This is a genomic window from Arthrobacter sp. 001422645 (genome assembly GCF_059816125.1).
Map to the genome: position 1 here is coordinate 46,687 of NZ_JCBANT010000011.1, position 15,235 is coordinate 61,921.

At 66.2% G+C, this 15,235-nt stretch carries 14 protein-coding genes; 10 read left to right on the forward strand and 4 right to left on the reverse strand.

The window, feature by feature from the left end:
* Nucleotides 1-43: 43 nt before the first annotated feature.
* The gene (locus AC6EUH_RS12390) at nt 44-340 is read right to left on the reverse strand and encodes a hypothetical protein (RefSeq protein WP_499738810.1); all 297 of its coding nucleotides are present in this window, start codon (nt 338-340) and stop codon (nt 44-46) included.
* Between the two features lie 211 nt (nt 341-551).
* On the opposite strand from AC6EUH_RS12390, the gene AC6EUH_RS12395 reads away from it, so the two are divergent.
* Nucleotides 552-1,574, forward strand: a complete 1,023-nt coding sequence (locus tag AC6EUH_RS12395) for a hypothetical protein (protein WP_056424545.1) — start codon at nt 552-554, stop codon at nt 1,572-1,574.
* Nucleotides 1,575-1,784: 210 nt separating this feature from the next.
* Here AC6EUH_RS12395 and AC6EUH_RS12400 read toward each other — a convergent pair whose 3' ends face one another.
* Nucleotides 1,785-2,438 carry a hypothetical protein gene (locus AC6EUH_RS12400; protein WP_056424548.1) on the reverse strand — a complete coding sequence of 218 codons (654 nt, stop codon included), beginning with the start codon at nt 2,436-2,438 and terminating at the stop codon, nt 1,785-1,787.
* A gap of 102 nt (nt 2,439-2,540) precedes the next feature.
* Between AC6EUH_RS12400 and AC6EUH_RS12405 the strand changes: the two genes are divergently transcribed.
* The 5 genes from AC6EUH_RS12405 (at nt 2,541) to sucD (ending at nt 9,371) form a co-directional block, all read left to right on the forward strand.
* Complete coding sequence (locus AC6EUH_RS12405; protein WP_499738811.1) at nt 2,541-3,398, forward strand: inositol monophosphatase family protein; 858 nt, start codon at nt 2,541-2,543, stop codon at nt 3,396-3,398.
* A gap of 347 nt (nt 3,399-3,745) precedes the next feature.
* A complete protein-coding gene (gene pcrA, locus AC6EUH_RS12410) occupies nt 3,746-6,274 on the forward strand; it encodes a DNA helicase PcrA (RefSeq protein WP_442853880.1) in 2,529 nt (842 codons plus the stop codon).
* A gap of 80 nt (nt 6,275-6,354) precedes the next feature.
* The gene (locus AC6EUH_RS12415) at nt 6,355-7,062 is read left to right on the forward strand and encodes a hypothetical protein (protein WP_499738812.1); all 708 of its coding nucleotides are present in this window, start codon (nt 6,355-6,357) and stop codon (nt 7,060-7,062) included.
* A 224-nt stretch (nt 7,063-7,286) separates the two neighbouring features.
* A complete protein-coding gene (sucC, locus tag AC6EUH_RS12420) occupies nt 7,287-8,456 on the forward strand; it encodes an ADP-forming succinate--CoA ligase subunit beta (protein ID WP_056424561.1) in 1,170 nt (389 codons plus the stop codon).
* A gap of 12 nt (nt 8,457-8,468) precedes the next feature.
* On the forward strand, nt 8,469-9,371 hold the full coding sequence (sucD, locus tag AC6EUH_RS12425; RefSeq protein ID WP_056424563.1) for a succinate--CoA ligase subunit alpha: 903 nt from the start codon (nt 8,469-8,471) through the stop codon (nt 9,369-9,371).
* Nucleotides 9,372-9,572: 201 nt separating this feature from the next.
* Here the strand turns inward: sucD and AC6EUH_RS12430 are convergent, their stop codons facing one another.
* Nucleotides 9,573-10,055 carry an SRPBCC family protein gene (locus AC6EUH_RS12430; RefSeq protein ID WP_056424566.1) on the reverse strand — a complete coding sequence of 161 codons (483 nt, stop codon included), beginning with the start codon at nt 10,053-10,055 and terminating at the stop codon, nt 9,573-9,575.
* Nucleotides 10,052-10,450, reverse strand: coding sequence for an ArsR/SmtB family transcription factor (locus AC6EUH_RS12435; protein WP_056424571.1), 399 nt, complete (start codon nt 10,448-10,450; stop codon nt 10,052-10,054). The genes AC6EUH_RS12430 and AC6EUH_RS12435 overlap by 4 nt, the downstream gene beginning before the upstream one ends.
* Nucleotides 10,451-10,632: 182 nt before the next feature.
* Between AC6EUH_RS12435 and AC6EUH_RS12440 the strand changes: the two genes are divergently transcribed.
* From AC6EUH_RS12440 to iolD, 4 genes are all read left to right on the forward strand, one after another.
* Nucleotides 10,633-11,037: a tautomerase family protein gene (locus AC6EUH_RS12440; protein ID WP_499738813.1), complete on the forward strand. Its 405-nt coding sequence runs from the start codon at nt 10,633-10,635 to the stop codon at nt 11,035-11,037.
* Nucleotides 11,038-11,281: 244 nt separating this feature from the next.
* Complete coding sequence (gene iolC, locus AC6EUH_RS12445; RefSeq protein WP_056424576.1) at nt 11,282-12,283, forward strand: 5-dehydro-2-deoxygluconokinase; 1,002 nt, start codon at nt 11,282-11,284, stop codon at nt 12,281-12,283.
* A complete protein-coding gene (locus AC6EUH_RS12450) occupies nt 12,280-13,242 on the forward strand; it encodes a Cgl0159 family (beta/alpha)8-fold protein (protein WP_499738814.1) in 963 nt (320 codons plus the stop codon). Before iolC ends, AC6EUH_RS12450 begins: the two co-directional genes overlap by 4 nt.
* Before the next feature lie 39 nt (nt 13,243-13,281).
* Nucleotides 13,282-15,210 (forward strand): 3D-(3,5/4)-trihydroxycyclohexane-1,2-dione acylhydrolase (decyclizing), encoded by a 1,929-nt coding sequence (iolD, locus tag AC6EUH_RS12455; RefSeq protein WP_499738815.1) that lies wholly within the window; start codon nt 13,282-13,284, stop codon nt 15,208-15,210.
* Nucleotides 15,211-15,235 lie beyond the last annotated feature (25 nt).

Consider the following 15,235-nt stretch of genomic DNA (forward strand, 5'->3'; position numbering starts at 1 on the left):
TACCGGAAGTCGCCTTCCGATACCCGCCGTTTTGTTGCCAGCCTTAGACGCTCGGCGTGGCGTCCGGCCACCAGCCCGGCGCTGCGGTCGGCGTGGAGTCCGGCCACCAGCCCGGAGCTGCGCTCGGCTTGACGTCGGGCCACCAGCCCGGAGCTGCGCTCGGCTTGACGTCGGGCCACCAGCCCGGAGCTGCGCTCGGCTTGACGTCCGGCCACCAGCCCGGAGCTGAGACCGAAGTCTGCCCCGAGTTGTCGCCGGAAGCCGAGATCGCGGCCGTTGCGGAGACACCCGCAGCAGCCAGCGCACCGGCGGCAAGGAGGATCGCGATGGATTTCTTCATTGAGTGCTCCTGATACGTATGTGACTGATGTTACTCGAGTGGTGCGAGTTCAGTATAAGGACAATCGACACGCCATGATGCAACAATTTTTCTGGAGGGTGAAAGCCTTGTGGTATTTGAGTATTCCTGCGTGGCCCTTGCGCAAATACTGCGGCGGTCATTATTGCCCGTGTTGTACATTTCAGGTCCCGCGGCAACGGATAATTGAGGCATGCAACAAAACTCCGTTTCGCCGCAGTATGTCGCCGCAGAGCTACTCGCGCGGGAACAGTGGGCCAATCACGACTTCGGTAACGCTGCCAGCAACGCGCGCAGTGCGGCGGAGATTGCTATGACTGACGGAGACCCGGAGGCTTGGTGGAACATGACGTTCTTCCAAGCAGAATGTCTTCTCGCCTCTGGAGAGTTCGAGCAGTGTGCGCTTATTGCTGCTCAGCTCGTCAGTGCACCGCTCGTTGGCGGAGGGCAGCTCCAAGCCAGGGTCAGAATAATGTTGTCCAAGGCGTGGCAGGGAGCGGGTCTTCTTGAAAGGGCAGCGGACGAAGCCAGGGAAGCAGCGGAACTGGTCACCGACGAAGCCGACATTGAGATCAACGTGACTGCCAGGCTGGCTTTGGTTGCGGCCTTGGGCGAAAGCGGCAAGATGGATGAGGCCTGGGCCGAGAGCCTTATCCTCGCCGACGTCATTTCGGCTGAAGTGGACGATCAGCTGCTTGGCAAGGCCTACTGGGCGATAGGCAACGCAGCATTCCTCAGCGGCCGTGTAGACGACGGGCTCCTCTACCATGATCTTGCGGCAAGCACCTTTTCGCCGGCAAGAAATCTGCATGTCTGGGCCAAGTTCAACAGCGCCTCGGCTGCCATGCGGCTGGCTGCTGAAGTGGCCGATGCGTCGACGCTTCGCTGCATTGAACGAGCAGAGTTGGCCACTGACGTCATAGGTGGAAGCGAAGAAGGCGTCCTGCTGCAGAAGTTGAACCGTGGCCATTGGAACTACTTGGCCGGCGACTGGGCCGGCGCTGTTGAGCTACTGGGCGAAATCTGCTGCGATGCTGAAGGGCTGCCGCCCCAGACGCTGGGCGAAGCCTGCCTGCTCTTGGGCCGGGCAAATGCTGCTATGGGAGACCTCGAAGCAGCCCAGGAGAATTTGCAGAAAGCCGCCGATCAGTTCGAAGCCGCAGGCGCACCGCAACGTGCCGACCAGGCCCGAGAGTATCTCGCAGCCGAAGCCTGATCCGGCCGGACTGGTTCTACCGCCGGACCCGTGGCGCGCCGCGTTGAGCATGCCCTCCGAGTGCCTCCACAGATGGACATAGTGGGACTCTGTCCAGTGGTCGCGGCTAAAGCTGGGCATGTCCCGTTGGCCTCGTGGCGCGCCGCGTTGAGCATGCCCTCTGGGTGCCTCCAAGGATGGACATAGTGGGACTGTGTCCAGTGGTCGCGGTTAAGGCTGGGCATGTCCCGTGGCGGGAGCGGTGGTGGAGGCAGGCTTGCGCCCCAGGAAGACTGCGGCGCCGCCAACCACCAGGCTCAGCACCAGCAGCACCCACCCGGCGACGGTGAGGCCGGAGGCGAGGGCCACCTGGCCGGCGTCGACGGTTTCGGCGGACATCATCGAATCGATCACCGCGTTGCCCCACAGCCTCACTCCCGCGAAGAGCAGGGGCACGGCCCACAGGGCCCAGCGCAATCCCTTCCGCGCCACGTTCGTGCCAATGAGCAGCAGCCAGGTGAAGCCGAAGATCAGCGGGAAGAGTGTGCCGGCCGTTTTGTGGATGTAGTTGAGTTGGCCCCGGGCGTCCTCGTCCATCGCGGCGCGCAGCTGCTCCACGAAGCTTTGGTCGAAGCCTCCGATCAAGGAATCCGGCATGGCAAGGCCGCCGCTGAGCTGGGTGAGCTGGTTGAGCGTGAGGAGGTGGAGGTACCAGAACAGGAACAGGCTGGCCACGACACCGGCAATCAGGATCAGGTTGCTGTTGCTCTGCGCCTTCTGCGGCGTCCGGCTGGTGCTGGGGTTGATCACCGCCGGCAACTGGTGCTGGGGGACGGCTGCGTTCGCGCCGTGTTTCTTGATCCGCTGTGCGGGAGTCTTGGCCATGGCTCCATTATCGCCCCGCCGCGCATCGCTGCAGGGCGCCGGGGCCGACGCTGCCCGGCCCGCGCCTGTTCACTGCCAGCAGGCGCCGATAGGCTGGAGCGCGTGACCGAACAAGGAAAGCACCGGCTCGGCCGGCACAGCACTGCTGAACTCAACCCCGCCGTGGACGACTACCAGCTCGCCGAGGCCCTTGTGCGCGAGGCCGGGACGCTGGCCCTCCTCATGCGGCAGGCCGGGCTGGAGGGACGGCAAAAGACGTCGGTGTCCGACGTCGTCACCGCCGCAGACCACGCCGCCGAGGCCTATGTGCTGGAACAGCTCCAGCGCTGCCGGCCCGACGACGGCATCCTCGGCGAAGAGGGCGCCTCCGTGGACGGCACCAGCGGCCGGACCTGGGTGATCGACCCGGTCGACGGGACGTATAACTTTCTGCATGGTTCCACCTACTGGTGCTCCGCTATTGCCCTCAAGGATTCTTCCGGTGTGGTGCTCGGCGGGATCTTCCAGCCCGAGGAGGACAAGCTTTGGCTCGGCGGAACAGCCCGGCGGGCAACGCTCAACGGCGAACGGCTGACCACTTTCGGCGGCGCGGGGGTCCCCGGCGCCGGCCGGGCGGAGACGCCATTATCCGAACTCGGTGCCGCGACCTACATCCACCCCACCTGGCTCGCCGATCCGCTGTGCGCGATGCCATGGCACGCCGCCGCGACCTCCGCCGCCGCGCTGCGCATGTTCGGCTCGGGCTCCTGCGACCTGAGCCGGGTGGCCGACGGTGAACTGGGCTGCTGGTTCCAGCACAGTTGCCCGGAATGGGACTGGCTGCCCGGGAAAGCCATTGTCCTCGCGGCCGGCGGAGCGGCCGACGTCGTGCGGGTCAACGGACTCGACTGGTTCGTTGCCGGCGGCACGACGGCGGTCCGTCAGCTCCGCGCCGCCCTCGAATCCGGCTCCGTGGCCTAGGTCCGGGAGTCCCGCTCCCTCCGCCCTGCGGGGGACATGCTCATTGCCGACGCTGAACTGGTCACGCGCAGGACTGGACATGCTCATTCTTCGCTTCCGCGGCCGGGGGACATGCTCATTCTTTCCCGCCGGGAGTGGGCATATGGGCAGTATGTCCAGTGGTTGCGGCTAGGGGAGGGCATGCCCGGATGGAGGGTCTGTACGGTCGAGGGGACATGCTCATTCTTGGCCGCGGGGGGATGGGCATCTGGGCAGTATGTCCCGTGGCTGCGGCCAGGGGAGGGCATGTCCCAAGGGGGCGGACCTGACTGTCAGCGGCACCGCCTAGACTTGTTAACACCATGGATATGTTGTTTGACCCTTACGCCGACGGACCCTTCCAAGCTGCCTCGAAGACGGGGACGCGCACCAAAACGCCTGCCGGCAACGGGATGACGGCTCTGGGTTCCGCCCTGAATTCTGCCCCGGGCGGCGGGCACGAGGGCGGCCACGGGGACCGCCCGGCCGGGGAGGGGGACCACCCCCGGCTCCCGGGCGCGGCCGAGCTCCTTGAAGGGCTCAACCCCCAGCAGGAAGAAGCCGTCAAACACTCCGGCAGTGCCCTCCTGATCGTCGCAGGCGCCGGCTCGGGCAAGACCCGCGTGCTCAGCAACCGCATTGGCTACTTGATCGCCACCCGGCGCGCACATCATGGTGAGATCCTGGCCATCACCTTCACCAACAAGGCTGCCGCCGAAATGCGGGAACGGGTCGAAGCCCTCGTGGGCGCCCGGGCCAAAACCATGTGGGTCTCCACTTTCCACTCCTCCTGCGTCCGCATCCTGCGCCGCGAAGCCAAGAATGTCGGCCTGAACTCCAACTTCTCCATCTACGATTCCGCGGACTCGCTGCGCCTCATCACCCTCGTGGCCAAGAACCTGGACCTCGACCCGAAGCGGTTCGCCCCCAAAGCGATCCAGCACAAGATCTCGGCGCTCAAGAACGAGCTGATCGACGCTGACAGCTACTCCTCCAGCGCCAATTACAACGACCCCTTCGAACAGGCAGTCGCCGAGGTCTTCAAGGGCTATACGCAGCGGCTCCGCCAGGCCAACGCCATGGACTTCGATGACCTGATCGCCGAAACGGTCTACATGTTCCGGGCCTTCCCCGCGCTCGCCGAGTCCTACCGGCGGCGCTTCCGGCACGTCCTGGTCGACGAATACCAGGACACCAACCACGCCCAGTACGCGCTGGTGCGCGAGATCGTGGGCGAGGGCGAGGGCGCGGCGGAACTCACCGTCGTCGGCGACTCTGACCAGTCGATCTACGCCTTCCGCGGCGCGGACATCCGGAACATCGTGGAGTTCGAGAAGGACTACCCGGACGCCCGCACCATCAAACTTGAGCAGAACTACCGCTCCACCCAGACCATCCTCAGCGCCGCCAATTCGGTCATTTCCCGTAACCCCAACCGGCCGGAGAAGCGGCTGTGGACAGCGGAGGGCGACGGCGAGAAGATCGTCGGCTACGTCGGCGAGAACGAACACGACGAAGCCCAGTTCATTGCCAAGGAGATCGACCGGCTGCAGGACGAAGGCGACCTCCGGCCCGGGGACGTCGCCATCTTCTACCGCACCAACGCACAGTCCCGCTCCATCGAGGATGTCCTGGTCCGCGTCGGGCTTCCGTACAAGGTGGTCGGCGGGACCCGCTTTTACGAGCGCAAGGAAATCAAGGACGCGCTCGCCTACCTGCGCGTGCTGGTCAACCCGGACGACGACGTTAATCTCCGCCGCATCCTGAATGAGCCCAAACGCGGCATCGGCGACCGGGCCGAGGGCGCGGTGGCCTCGCTCGCGCAGCGCGACCGGATCTCCTTTATGGCGGCAGCCCGCCGCGCCGATGAGGCGCCGGGCATGGCCACCCGGTCCGTTAATGCCGTCCAGGGCTTCGTGAAGTTGCTCGACGACCTCGCCGAGGTGGCCTCCGGATCCGGTGCGGCCGCTGCCCTGGAAGCCGTGCTCGAACAGACTGGCTACCTCGCAACCCTGCGTTCCAGCACCGACCCGCAGGACGAGTCCCGGGTGGAGAACCTCGCCGAACTGGTCGCCGTCGTCAGGGAATATGAACGCGACAACCCGGAGGGGTCACTGGGCGCCTTCCTGGAAGGCGTCTCCCTCGTGGCCGACGCCGACCAGATCCCGGACGCGCCGGAGGGGTCCGCCGACGAGCTGGCGGCCGCCGTCGCCGAAGCCAAGCGGCTGGGCGTGGTCACCCTGATGACCCTGCACACCGCCAAGGGACTGGAATTTCCGGTGGTGTTCCTGACCGGCATGGAGCACGGCCTGTTCCCGCACCAGCGCTCCGCCACCGACCCCAAGGAACTCGCTGAGGAACGCCGGCTGGCGTACGTCGGCCTGACCCGGGCCCGGAAGCGCCTGTACCTGACCCGCTCCGAGGTCCGCAGCATGTGGGGCCAGAGCCAGTACAACCCGGCCAGCCAGTTCATCGAGGAAATCCCGGCCGACCTCGTGGAGTGGAAGCGTGAAGGCTCCACCCGCCAGGCCGGCGGCTGGGGGAGCGGTGCCTCCATCGGCTCGAGCCGCTACGGCGGATCGTTCTGGGGAGCGGGCACCGCGCGCGGCGCCGAAGCCAGCCCCACGGCCGGATTTAATGCCGACGTCCCGGCGGCCATCGCCAAGAACCGCGTGCAGCCGCAGAAAGAGGTGGTCGCCGTCAGCGTGGGGGACAAGGTCAACCACACGAGCTTCGGCAACGGCACCGTGCTGGCCGTCGAGGGGGCGGGGGACAAAACCGTCGCCAAGGTGAAGTTCAGCGTCGGAGAGAAGCGGCTCCTGCTCCGCTACGCCCCGCTGACAAAGCTCGACGCCTGACAGGCCCCGCACCCGGCAAGCCGGCACATGCCGTGCCGCCGCGCCCGGCTGCGTCCGGCCGGCCACATCGGACAGGCATAATGGAGCCCATGCGACGGACACTGCTGGGGACCCTGGCCGCCCTTACCTTGATGGCGTCCACGGCATGCACCGTCACGCAGAAGGACCCGGACTACGTTCCGCCCGCGCCACTGCCTGCGCTGGAGCAGCTCACGCAGGCGCCCCTGACGGACGCGGCGAAATACGCGGCGGGCCAGGACGTCCTCAGCTTCGCGACCGCGGACCGGAACGTGGTCTGCTCCCTGACGTCGGCCAAAGGCCGGCACGTGAACCTCCCGTACGAGCAAAACGGCTTCGCGGATTCCAACAACAACAAGCTGGCCACGGTCCCCGTGGCGCATTGCGAACTTGCGGCCTATCCCAAGCCGGCGCCGAAGGACATCACGGACGATTGCGGCGGAACGGGCCTCGGCTACCTCGGCGGCGTCGCGCTGCTCACCCCGGAGAAGGCCGGATACGGCGAATGCCGTTCCGGCGTCACACAGCAGGAGGCCGAATTCGGCCCCGGCGGCAGCCGCAAGGGCCCCATTTCCCAGCTGCCCGTTCTCGACGACGGCCAGAACCTCGAGCGCAACGGCCTGCGCTGCTCGGCCTACAACGGCGGTGTCGCCTGCGGAAACGTCTCCGCCGGCGTCGCCTTCTTCGTGTCGCGGGATCATTACGAGCTGATCCCGGCCGCCGGAAAAAAGGCCCCGCAGGCCCCCTCGGAAGCCTCAAAAACCCCGTAATCTAGCGGTTTTTCTACGCTCCATAGAATAGTGTCCTTACTCACATAACGGGTACTCTGGAACGGGCTGGTCCCCAGAAAGGACTAGAGTTCCGAAAGGAGCATTGCGCCGTGTGGCTCGTTTCCAAGCTAGTCGCAGGGTGCGTTTATTCCGCAGCCCGGTAACCGCGATAACGTGGGGTCCGGCTGTACAGAAACTACTTCGACGTAGAAGGACACTAAACCGTGGACCTGTTTGAATACCAGGCGCGCGATATGTTCGAGGCGCACGGTGTACCCGTGCTTGCTGGCATCGTGGCGCACACCCCTGAAGAAGCAAAGGCAGCTGCCGAAAAAATCGGCGGAGTCACTGTCGTAAAGGCGCAGGTCAAGGCCGGAGGCCGCGGCAAAGCCGGCGGCGTCAAGGTCGCCAAGACCGCTGACGAGGCGTTTGAACACTCCACCAACATCCTCGGCATGGACATCAAGGGCCACACCGTCCACCGCGTGATGATCGCCCAGGGTGCGGACATCGCCGAGGAATACTACTTCTCCGTTCTCCTGGACCGGGCCAACCGCAACTACCTGGCCATGTGCTCGGTTGAAGGCGGCATGGAAATCGAGCAGCTCGCCGTTGAGCGCCCCGAAGCCCTTGCCAAGATCGCGATCGACCCGGCCGTCGGCATCGACCAGGCCAAGGCCGACGAAATCGTCGCCGCCGCAGGCTTCGCCGAGGAACTGCGCGGCAAGGTCGCCAGCGTCATCCTGAAGCTCTGGGACGTTTTCAAGAAGGAAGACGCCACCCTCGTGGAGGTCAACCCGCTGGTCCTGACCGGTGCCGGCGACATCGTTGCCCTCGACGGCAAGGTCTCCCTCGACGAGAACGCTGACTTCCGTCACCCCAAGCACGCCCACCTTGAAGACAAGGACGCTGCTGACCCGCTCGAGGCCAAGGCCAAGGCGCAGGACCTCAACTACGTCAAGCTGGACGGCTCCGTCGGCATCATCGGTAACGGTGCCGGTCTGGTCATGTCCACCCTCGACGTCGTTGCCTACGCCGGCGAGAACCACGGCAACGTCAAGCCCGCCAACTTCCTGGACATCGGCGGTGGAGCTTCCGCCGAGGTCATGGCCGCAGGCCTCGACGTCATCCTGGGCGACCCGCAGGTCAAGTCCGTCTTCGTTAACGTCTTCGGCGGCATCACCGCCTGTGACGCCGTCGCCAAGGGCATCGTCGGTGCACTGGCCGAGCTGGGCCACTCCGCGAACAAGCCGCTGGTAGTCCGCCTCGACGGCAACAACGTTGAGGAAGGCCGCCGCATCCTGGCCGAGGCCAACCACCCGCTGGTTACCCTGGCCGCCACCATGGACGAGGGCGCCGACAAGGCTGCCGAGCTCGCCAACGCAGCGAAGTAGAGGGACTCGACTATGTCTATTTATCTGAACAAGGACTCCAAGGTCATCGTCCAGGGCATCACCGGCGGCGAAGGCACCAAGCACACCGCACTGATGCTGAAGGCCGGCACCAACGTTGTGGGCGGCGTCAACGCCCGCAAGGCCGGCACCACGGTCCTGCACGGCGACACGGAGATCACCGTCTTCGGCACCGTCAAGGAAGCCATGGCCGAGACCGGCGCTGACGTTTCCATCGTCTTCGTCCCGCCGGCCTTCACCAAGGACGCCGTCGTTGAAGCCATCGAGGCCGGCATCGGCCTGGTCGTCGTCATCACCGAAGGCGTGCCCGTCCAGGACTCCGCCGAGTTCTGGGCACTGGCCCAGTCCAAGCTGGACGCCAACGGCAAGCAGGTCACCCGCATTATCGGACCGAACTGCCCCGGCATCATCACCCCCGGCGAGGCCCTCGTTGGCATCACCCCGGCCAACATCACCGGCAAGGGCCCCATCGGCCTCGTCTCCAAGTCAGGCACCCTGACCTACCAGATGATGTACGAACTGCGCGACCTCGGCTTCTCCACCGCCATCGGCATCGGCGGCGACCCTGTCATCGGCACCACCCACATCGACGCGCTCGAAGCGTTCGAGGCTGACCCGGAGACCAAGGCGATCGTCATGATCGGCGAAATCGGCGGCGACGCCGAAGAGCGTGCCGCCGACTACATCAAGGCACACGTCACCAAGCCGGTTGTCGGCTACGTGGCCGGCTTCACCGCTCCGGAGGGCAAGACCATGGGCCACGCAGGCGCCATCGTCTCGGGCTCCGCGGGCACCGCCCAGGCCAAGAAGGAAGCCCTCGAGGCTGCTGGCGTCAAGGTCGGCAAGACGCCGTCCGAGACCGCCACGCTCCTGCGCGAAGTCTTCGCAGCCCTCTAGGCTCACAGCACCACCACACGCGGGGTCACCGCCGGCCCGTCCTACTCGCTGGGATGGACCGGAGGTGACCCCGCGTTGTGCGTTTAACGAAAGTACGACGGCGGCGGGTCACCATCCCCACGGATGGTGACCCGCCGCCGTCGTGCACTGCTTTCAAGAACACGGCCGTTCGGCACCACGGCCAGCCAGGAACGGTGCAGCTCAGACTTTTGCGCCGGCCAGGAGTTCGTCGAGCCGCTCGTAGCCTTCGGTCAGCCCGCCTTCCATGCCGGACTGCGCCATGCCGTCGCGCGCCTCCATGCTGGGATACACCCCGTGGGCCTTCAGCCGGGTGCGGCCGCCGCCAAGATCCTCGAAGGTGAGGAACTCGATGCTGACGACGTCCGGGTAGCCGTCGAACTCGAAGGTCTGGATGGCGAAGTCGTTTTCCCGGACCGTGTGGAAGACCCCGGTGAAGCCGTAGGTGTCGCCGTCCGGTCCCTTGTGGGTGTAGCGGTAGCTGCCGCCGGTCCGGAAATCGTAGTGGTCGATCTCCATCTTCAGCCGCCGCGGGCCGAGCCACTGGGCTACGAGTGCGGGTTCCTTGTGGGCCCGGAACACCTCGGCGACGGGGAAATCGAACTCCCGCTCGCAATCGATGAAGGGCAGGCCCTCCGGGACACTGAGTTTCAGGGCGTTGGTCATGATGATGAGTCCTTTGCCTGGGTGCCGCGTGCCGCGGCGTTCGATTGGAGCACGGCGTCAAGGCTCCGGAACTGCTCCTCGCGGACCAGCCGGTACTGGTCGATCCATGCGGTGAGCGCCTCCAGCCGTGCGGGGTTCAGGTGGACGGGCCGGCGCTGCGCGTCGCGGGTGCGGGTGACCAGCTGCGCCTGCTCGAGGACCTGGATGTGTTTCGAGACCGCCTGCTTGGTGATCGCGAAGGGTTCCGCCAGTTCGTTCACGGTGGCCGGGCCCCGGCTGAGCCGGGCAATGATGCGGCGGCGGACGGGGTCGGCGAGGGCCAGGAAGGCCGAGTCGAGCATGTCGTCGTCGCGGACCTGCACTTGGTTCCCCACCTCCTCGCCGTCGGTAGCCATCCGGTTGTCATTCAGTAATCAACCTACGGCTAATCAACTAACTCATTGATCAACCTTCTGGTTGTTTAAGACTACGCCTGGTGGCCGGGCGCGCGCAATACCTCAACGCGGGGTCACCAAACCTTGCATCACTCTTCCACGCTTTGTTAGTATGTCAGGACAAACTATCGAGGGAGCAAAGAGTGCCTCTCGTGCGCATAGACGTCAACCAGGGCCACGGCCCCGAGCGGCTCCGGCAGATCAGTCAGGGCATCCACGACGCCATCCTGGCCGAATACGGCATTCCGGAGCGGGACTATTTCCACGTGCTGACTGAGCATGCGCAGGGGCAGATCGTCGCCCAGGATGCGGGGCTGGGGTTTGAGCGGACGCCGGATGTTGTGATGATCCAGATCTTTACGCAGGCGGGACGCAGCCAAGAGGCCAAGCAGTCCCTGTTTGCGGCGATCGCCGCAAACCTGGCCGCAGACGGAATCACCGGTGGAGACGTCTTTATCGGCTACGTCGAAAACGGGCCGGGGGACTGGTCGTTCGGTTTCGGCCGCGCCCAGTATGTGACCGGCGAACTCGCCACTCCCTGGCGGTAGTTCCGGCGCGCCCCAGATCTCACAGGGAGTGCGCAGGGGGTTGCGGGCCGGGAGGATTCCGGGCTCCGTGTAATGTTGTAAATATGTCAGTACAAACCTTTGACAGTACATGGATTCTAGGGCAGAGTAGTCGATGTGGCCCCGCTCACTGCGGGGCATCCGGAGCCCCCTCCGGGCCACACATACTGACATGCAGCCGCTGTGTAAAGGTACAGAGTTCACACCAGAAAGGTCCACGATCACCGTGACCCACGAACTGCTCACGATCGGGCGCATCAGCGTTGATATCTACCCGAATGACATCGGGGTGGATCTGGAGGATGTCACGTCCTTCGGAAAGTACCTGGGCGGCTCCCCGTCCAACGTGGCCGTGGCCGCGGCCCGCCACGGCCGCCGAACCGCCGTCATCACCCGAACCGGCGACGACGCCTTCGGCAGATACCTGCATCGCGAACTGCGCAAGTTCAACGTGGACGATTCCTTCGTCACCGCCGTCAAGGAATGGCCCACCGCGGTGACGTTTTGCGCGATCAAACCCCCGGAGGACTTCCCGCTGTACTTCTACGGACGGTTTCCCACGGCGCCGGACTTGCAGATCAAGGCAGGGGAGCTGGACCTCGGCGCCATCCGGGACGCCGGCATCTTCTGGTCCACGGTGACTGGCCTCTGCCAGGAGCCCAGCCGCGCGGCGCACCTCGCCGCCCACGAGGCACGGCCCCGCACCGGGCTGAAGCCGGGCCAGTTCACCATCCTGGACCTCGACTACCGGCCGATGTTCTGGGCCTCCGAAGAGGAAGCCCGGGAGCAGGTCGCCAAGATCCTTCCGCACGTCACCGTCGCGATCGGCAATGACAAGGAATGTGCCGTCGCCGTCGGCGAGGGCACCCCGGACGAGCAGGCGGACCGGCTGCTGGCAGCCGGCGTCGAAATCGCCGTCGTGAAGCTTGGCCCCGAAGGCGTGATGGCCAAGACCCGCACCGAGCGTGTCGTGTCCGCCCCGGTCCCGGTGGAGACCGTCAACGGCCTCGGCGCCGGTGACTCCTTCGGCGGGGCCTTCTGCCACGGACTGCTGTCCGGCTGGCCGCTCGCCCAGATCCTCGACTTCGCCAACGCAGCAGGCGCCCTGGTCGCCTCCCGGCTGTCCTGCGCGGATGCCATGCCGACGCCGGGGGAAGTCACCTCCCTGCTCGCCGAACGCGGCCGCCTGGTGCCGGGCACCCACGCCCCCGAAGGAGCAACGCTGTGAGCCTCAATCCCGCCTCCGCCACCACCGCCACGGACGATGATCCCCGCCGCTACGAGCATCTGAGCACCATCCGGCTCGAGGACCCGGACGCGATCGCCCGCGCCGCGAAGGCGCGCCGCCGCCACCCCGGTCTGAAATCCGGCACGCAGAACTTCATTGTCGCCGCCGACCACCCGGCCCGCGGCGCCCTCGCGGTCGGCAACGACCCCGTGGCGATGGCAGACCGCCGCCAGCTCCTGGACCGGCTGCAGATCGCGCTCGCCAACCCGGACGTGGACGGCATTCTCGCATCCCCGGACATCATGGACGACCTGCTCCTGCTCGGGGCGCTGGACGGCAAGCTGCTCTTCGGCTCGATGAACCGCGGTGGGCTCTCCGGCCTCGTCAACGAGTTCGACGACCGCTTCACCGGCCACACGGCCGCCGCGCTGGAAGCGCTGGGGGCCGACGGCGGCAAGATGCTCACCCGCATCTGCCTCGGCGATCCGGACACCGTGGCCACCCTGGAAGCCACCGCCAAAACCATCGATTCGCTCGCCGAACGCAAGCTCATCGCCATGGTGGAACCCTTCCTGTCCGTCCGGGAGCACGGCAAGGTCCGCAACGACCTCTCCACCAATGCCGTGATCAAGTCGGTGGCCATCGCCGAGGGGCTTGGCTCCACCAGCGCGTACACCTGGATGAAGCTCCCGGTGGTGGCTGAGATGGAGCGCGTCATGGCGGCCACCACAATGCCCACCGTGCTGCTCGGCGGAGATCCGGACAGCAGCCAGGACGACGTCTTTGCGAGCTGGGAAGCGGCCCTCGCGCTGCCCGGCGTCCAGGGACTCACCGTCGGACGGACCCTGCTGTACCCGCACGACGGCGACGTCGCCGGCGCCGTGGCGACCGCGGCCTCGCTGCTGCACCGGTCCGCCCCGCGCACCCTGTCCACCCGCACCGCAGAAGTATCGGAGTAACTTCCCATGGGAATCAGATCTGCCTCAGGAACACGCAGAATGACGGTCGCCCAGGCCGTCGTCGAATACCTGTCCAAGCAGTACACCGTCGACTCGATCGGCGGCCAGGACTACCGTGAGCGGCTGATTCCGGGCACTTTCGGGATCTTCGGCCACGGCAACGTTGCCGGCGTCGGGCAGGCCCTCAAGCAGTATCAGCAGCTCGACCCGACGATCATGCCGTACTACCAGGGCCGGAACGAACAGGCCCAGGCGCACCAGGCCGTCGGCTACGCCCGGCACACCCGGCGGCGCCAGACCTTCGCGATCAGCACCTCGATCGGTCCGGGTTCCTCGAACCTGCTCACCGGCGCGGCACTGGCCACCACCAACCGGCTCCCCGTGCTGCTGCTGCCCAGCGACACGTTCGCTACGCGGGCCGCGGACCCGGTGCTGCAGCAGCTCGAGCAGCCCTACGCCTACGACATCACCGTCAACGACGCGTTCCGGCCGCTGTCCAAGTTTTTTGATCGGGTTTCCCGGCCCGAGCAGCTGTTCTCCGCGTTCCACCACGGGTTGCGTGTCCTGACGGACCCGGCCGAGACCGGCGCGGTCACCATCTCGCTGCCCCAGGACGTCCAGGCCGAGGCCTTCGACGTGCCGGAGGAATTCCTCGCCGAACGCGAATGGCGGATCCGCCGTCCCGACGCCGACGACGAGGACATCCGCCGCGCCGCGGACGCGATCCGCGCCGCGAAGCGTCCGCTCATCATCGCCGGGGGCGGCGTGCTCTACGCGTACGCCAACGAGGAACTCGCCAGGTTCGTGGACCTGACCGGCATCCCGGTGGGCAACACCCAGGCCGGCGTTGGTGTCCTGCCCTGGGACCACAGGTTCTCCCTCGGCGCGATCGGCTCCACCGGCACCACGGCGGCCAACGCCGTCGCTGCCGAGGCCGACCTGATCATCGGCATCGGCACCCGCTATGAGGATTTCACCACCGCGTCCCGGACCGCGTTCCAGAACCCGGACGTGAAGTTCATCAACATCAACGTAGCCGCGATCGACGCCTACAAGCACGGCAGCTCCCTGCCGATCGTCGCGGACGCCCGCAAGGCCCTGATCAAACTGAACCAGGCCCTCGGCGGCTACCGGATCGGCGCGGACCTGGAAGAGCGGATCGCGGCCGAGAAGACCCGCTGGAACACTACGGTGGACGCGGCGTTCGACACCCGCTTCACCCCGCTGCCGGCCCAGAACGAGATCATCGGCGCCACCAGCCGGGCCATGGACGCCCAGGACGTGGTCATCTGTGCGGCGGGGTCCCTCCCCGGGGACCTGCACAAGATGTGGCGCGTCCGGGACCCGTTCGGCTACCACGTCGAATATGCCTACTCCTGCATGGGCTACGAAATTCCGGGCGGCCTCGGCGTCAAGCGTGCGGCGCTGGCCGAAGCCGCGAAGGGCGGAGCGCAGCGTGACGTCGTCGTCATGGTGGGGGACGGTTCCTACCTGATGATGCACACCGAACTGGTCACCGCCGTCGCCGAGCGGATCAAGCTGATTGTGGTCCTGATCCAGAACCACGGCTACGCCTCGATCGGCTCGCTCTCCGAGTCCCTCGGCTCGCAGCGCTTCGGCACCCAGTACCGCGCCCTGGACGAGGAGCACCACAGCTTCGACGACGGCGAGCGGCTCCCCGTGGATCTGGCCCTGAATGCCGAAAGCCTCGGCGTGAAGGTGATCCGGATCGAACCGGGGGAGAAGGTCATCGCCGAACTCGAACAGGCCGTCCGCGACGCCAAAGCGGCGCCCGAACGCGGCGGCCCGATTGTCATCCATGTCGAATCGAATCCGCTGCTGGACGCCCCCGGTTCCGAGTCCTGGTGGGACGTTCCGGTGTCCCAGGTCTCCGAACTGGACTCCACCAAGCAGGCCTTCCAGACCTACGTCGACCACAAGAGCCGCCAGCGCAAGCTGCTGGGCTGAGCCCCCTTCACCCCTCCCGCATATC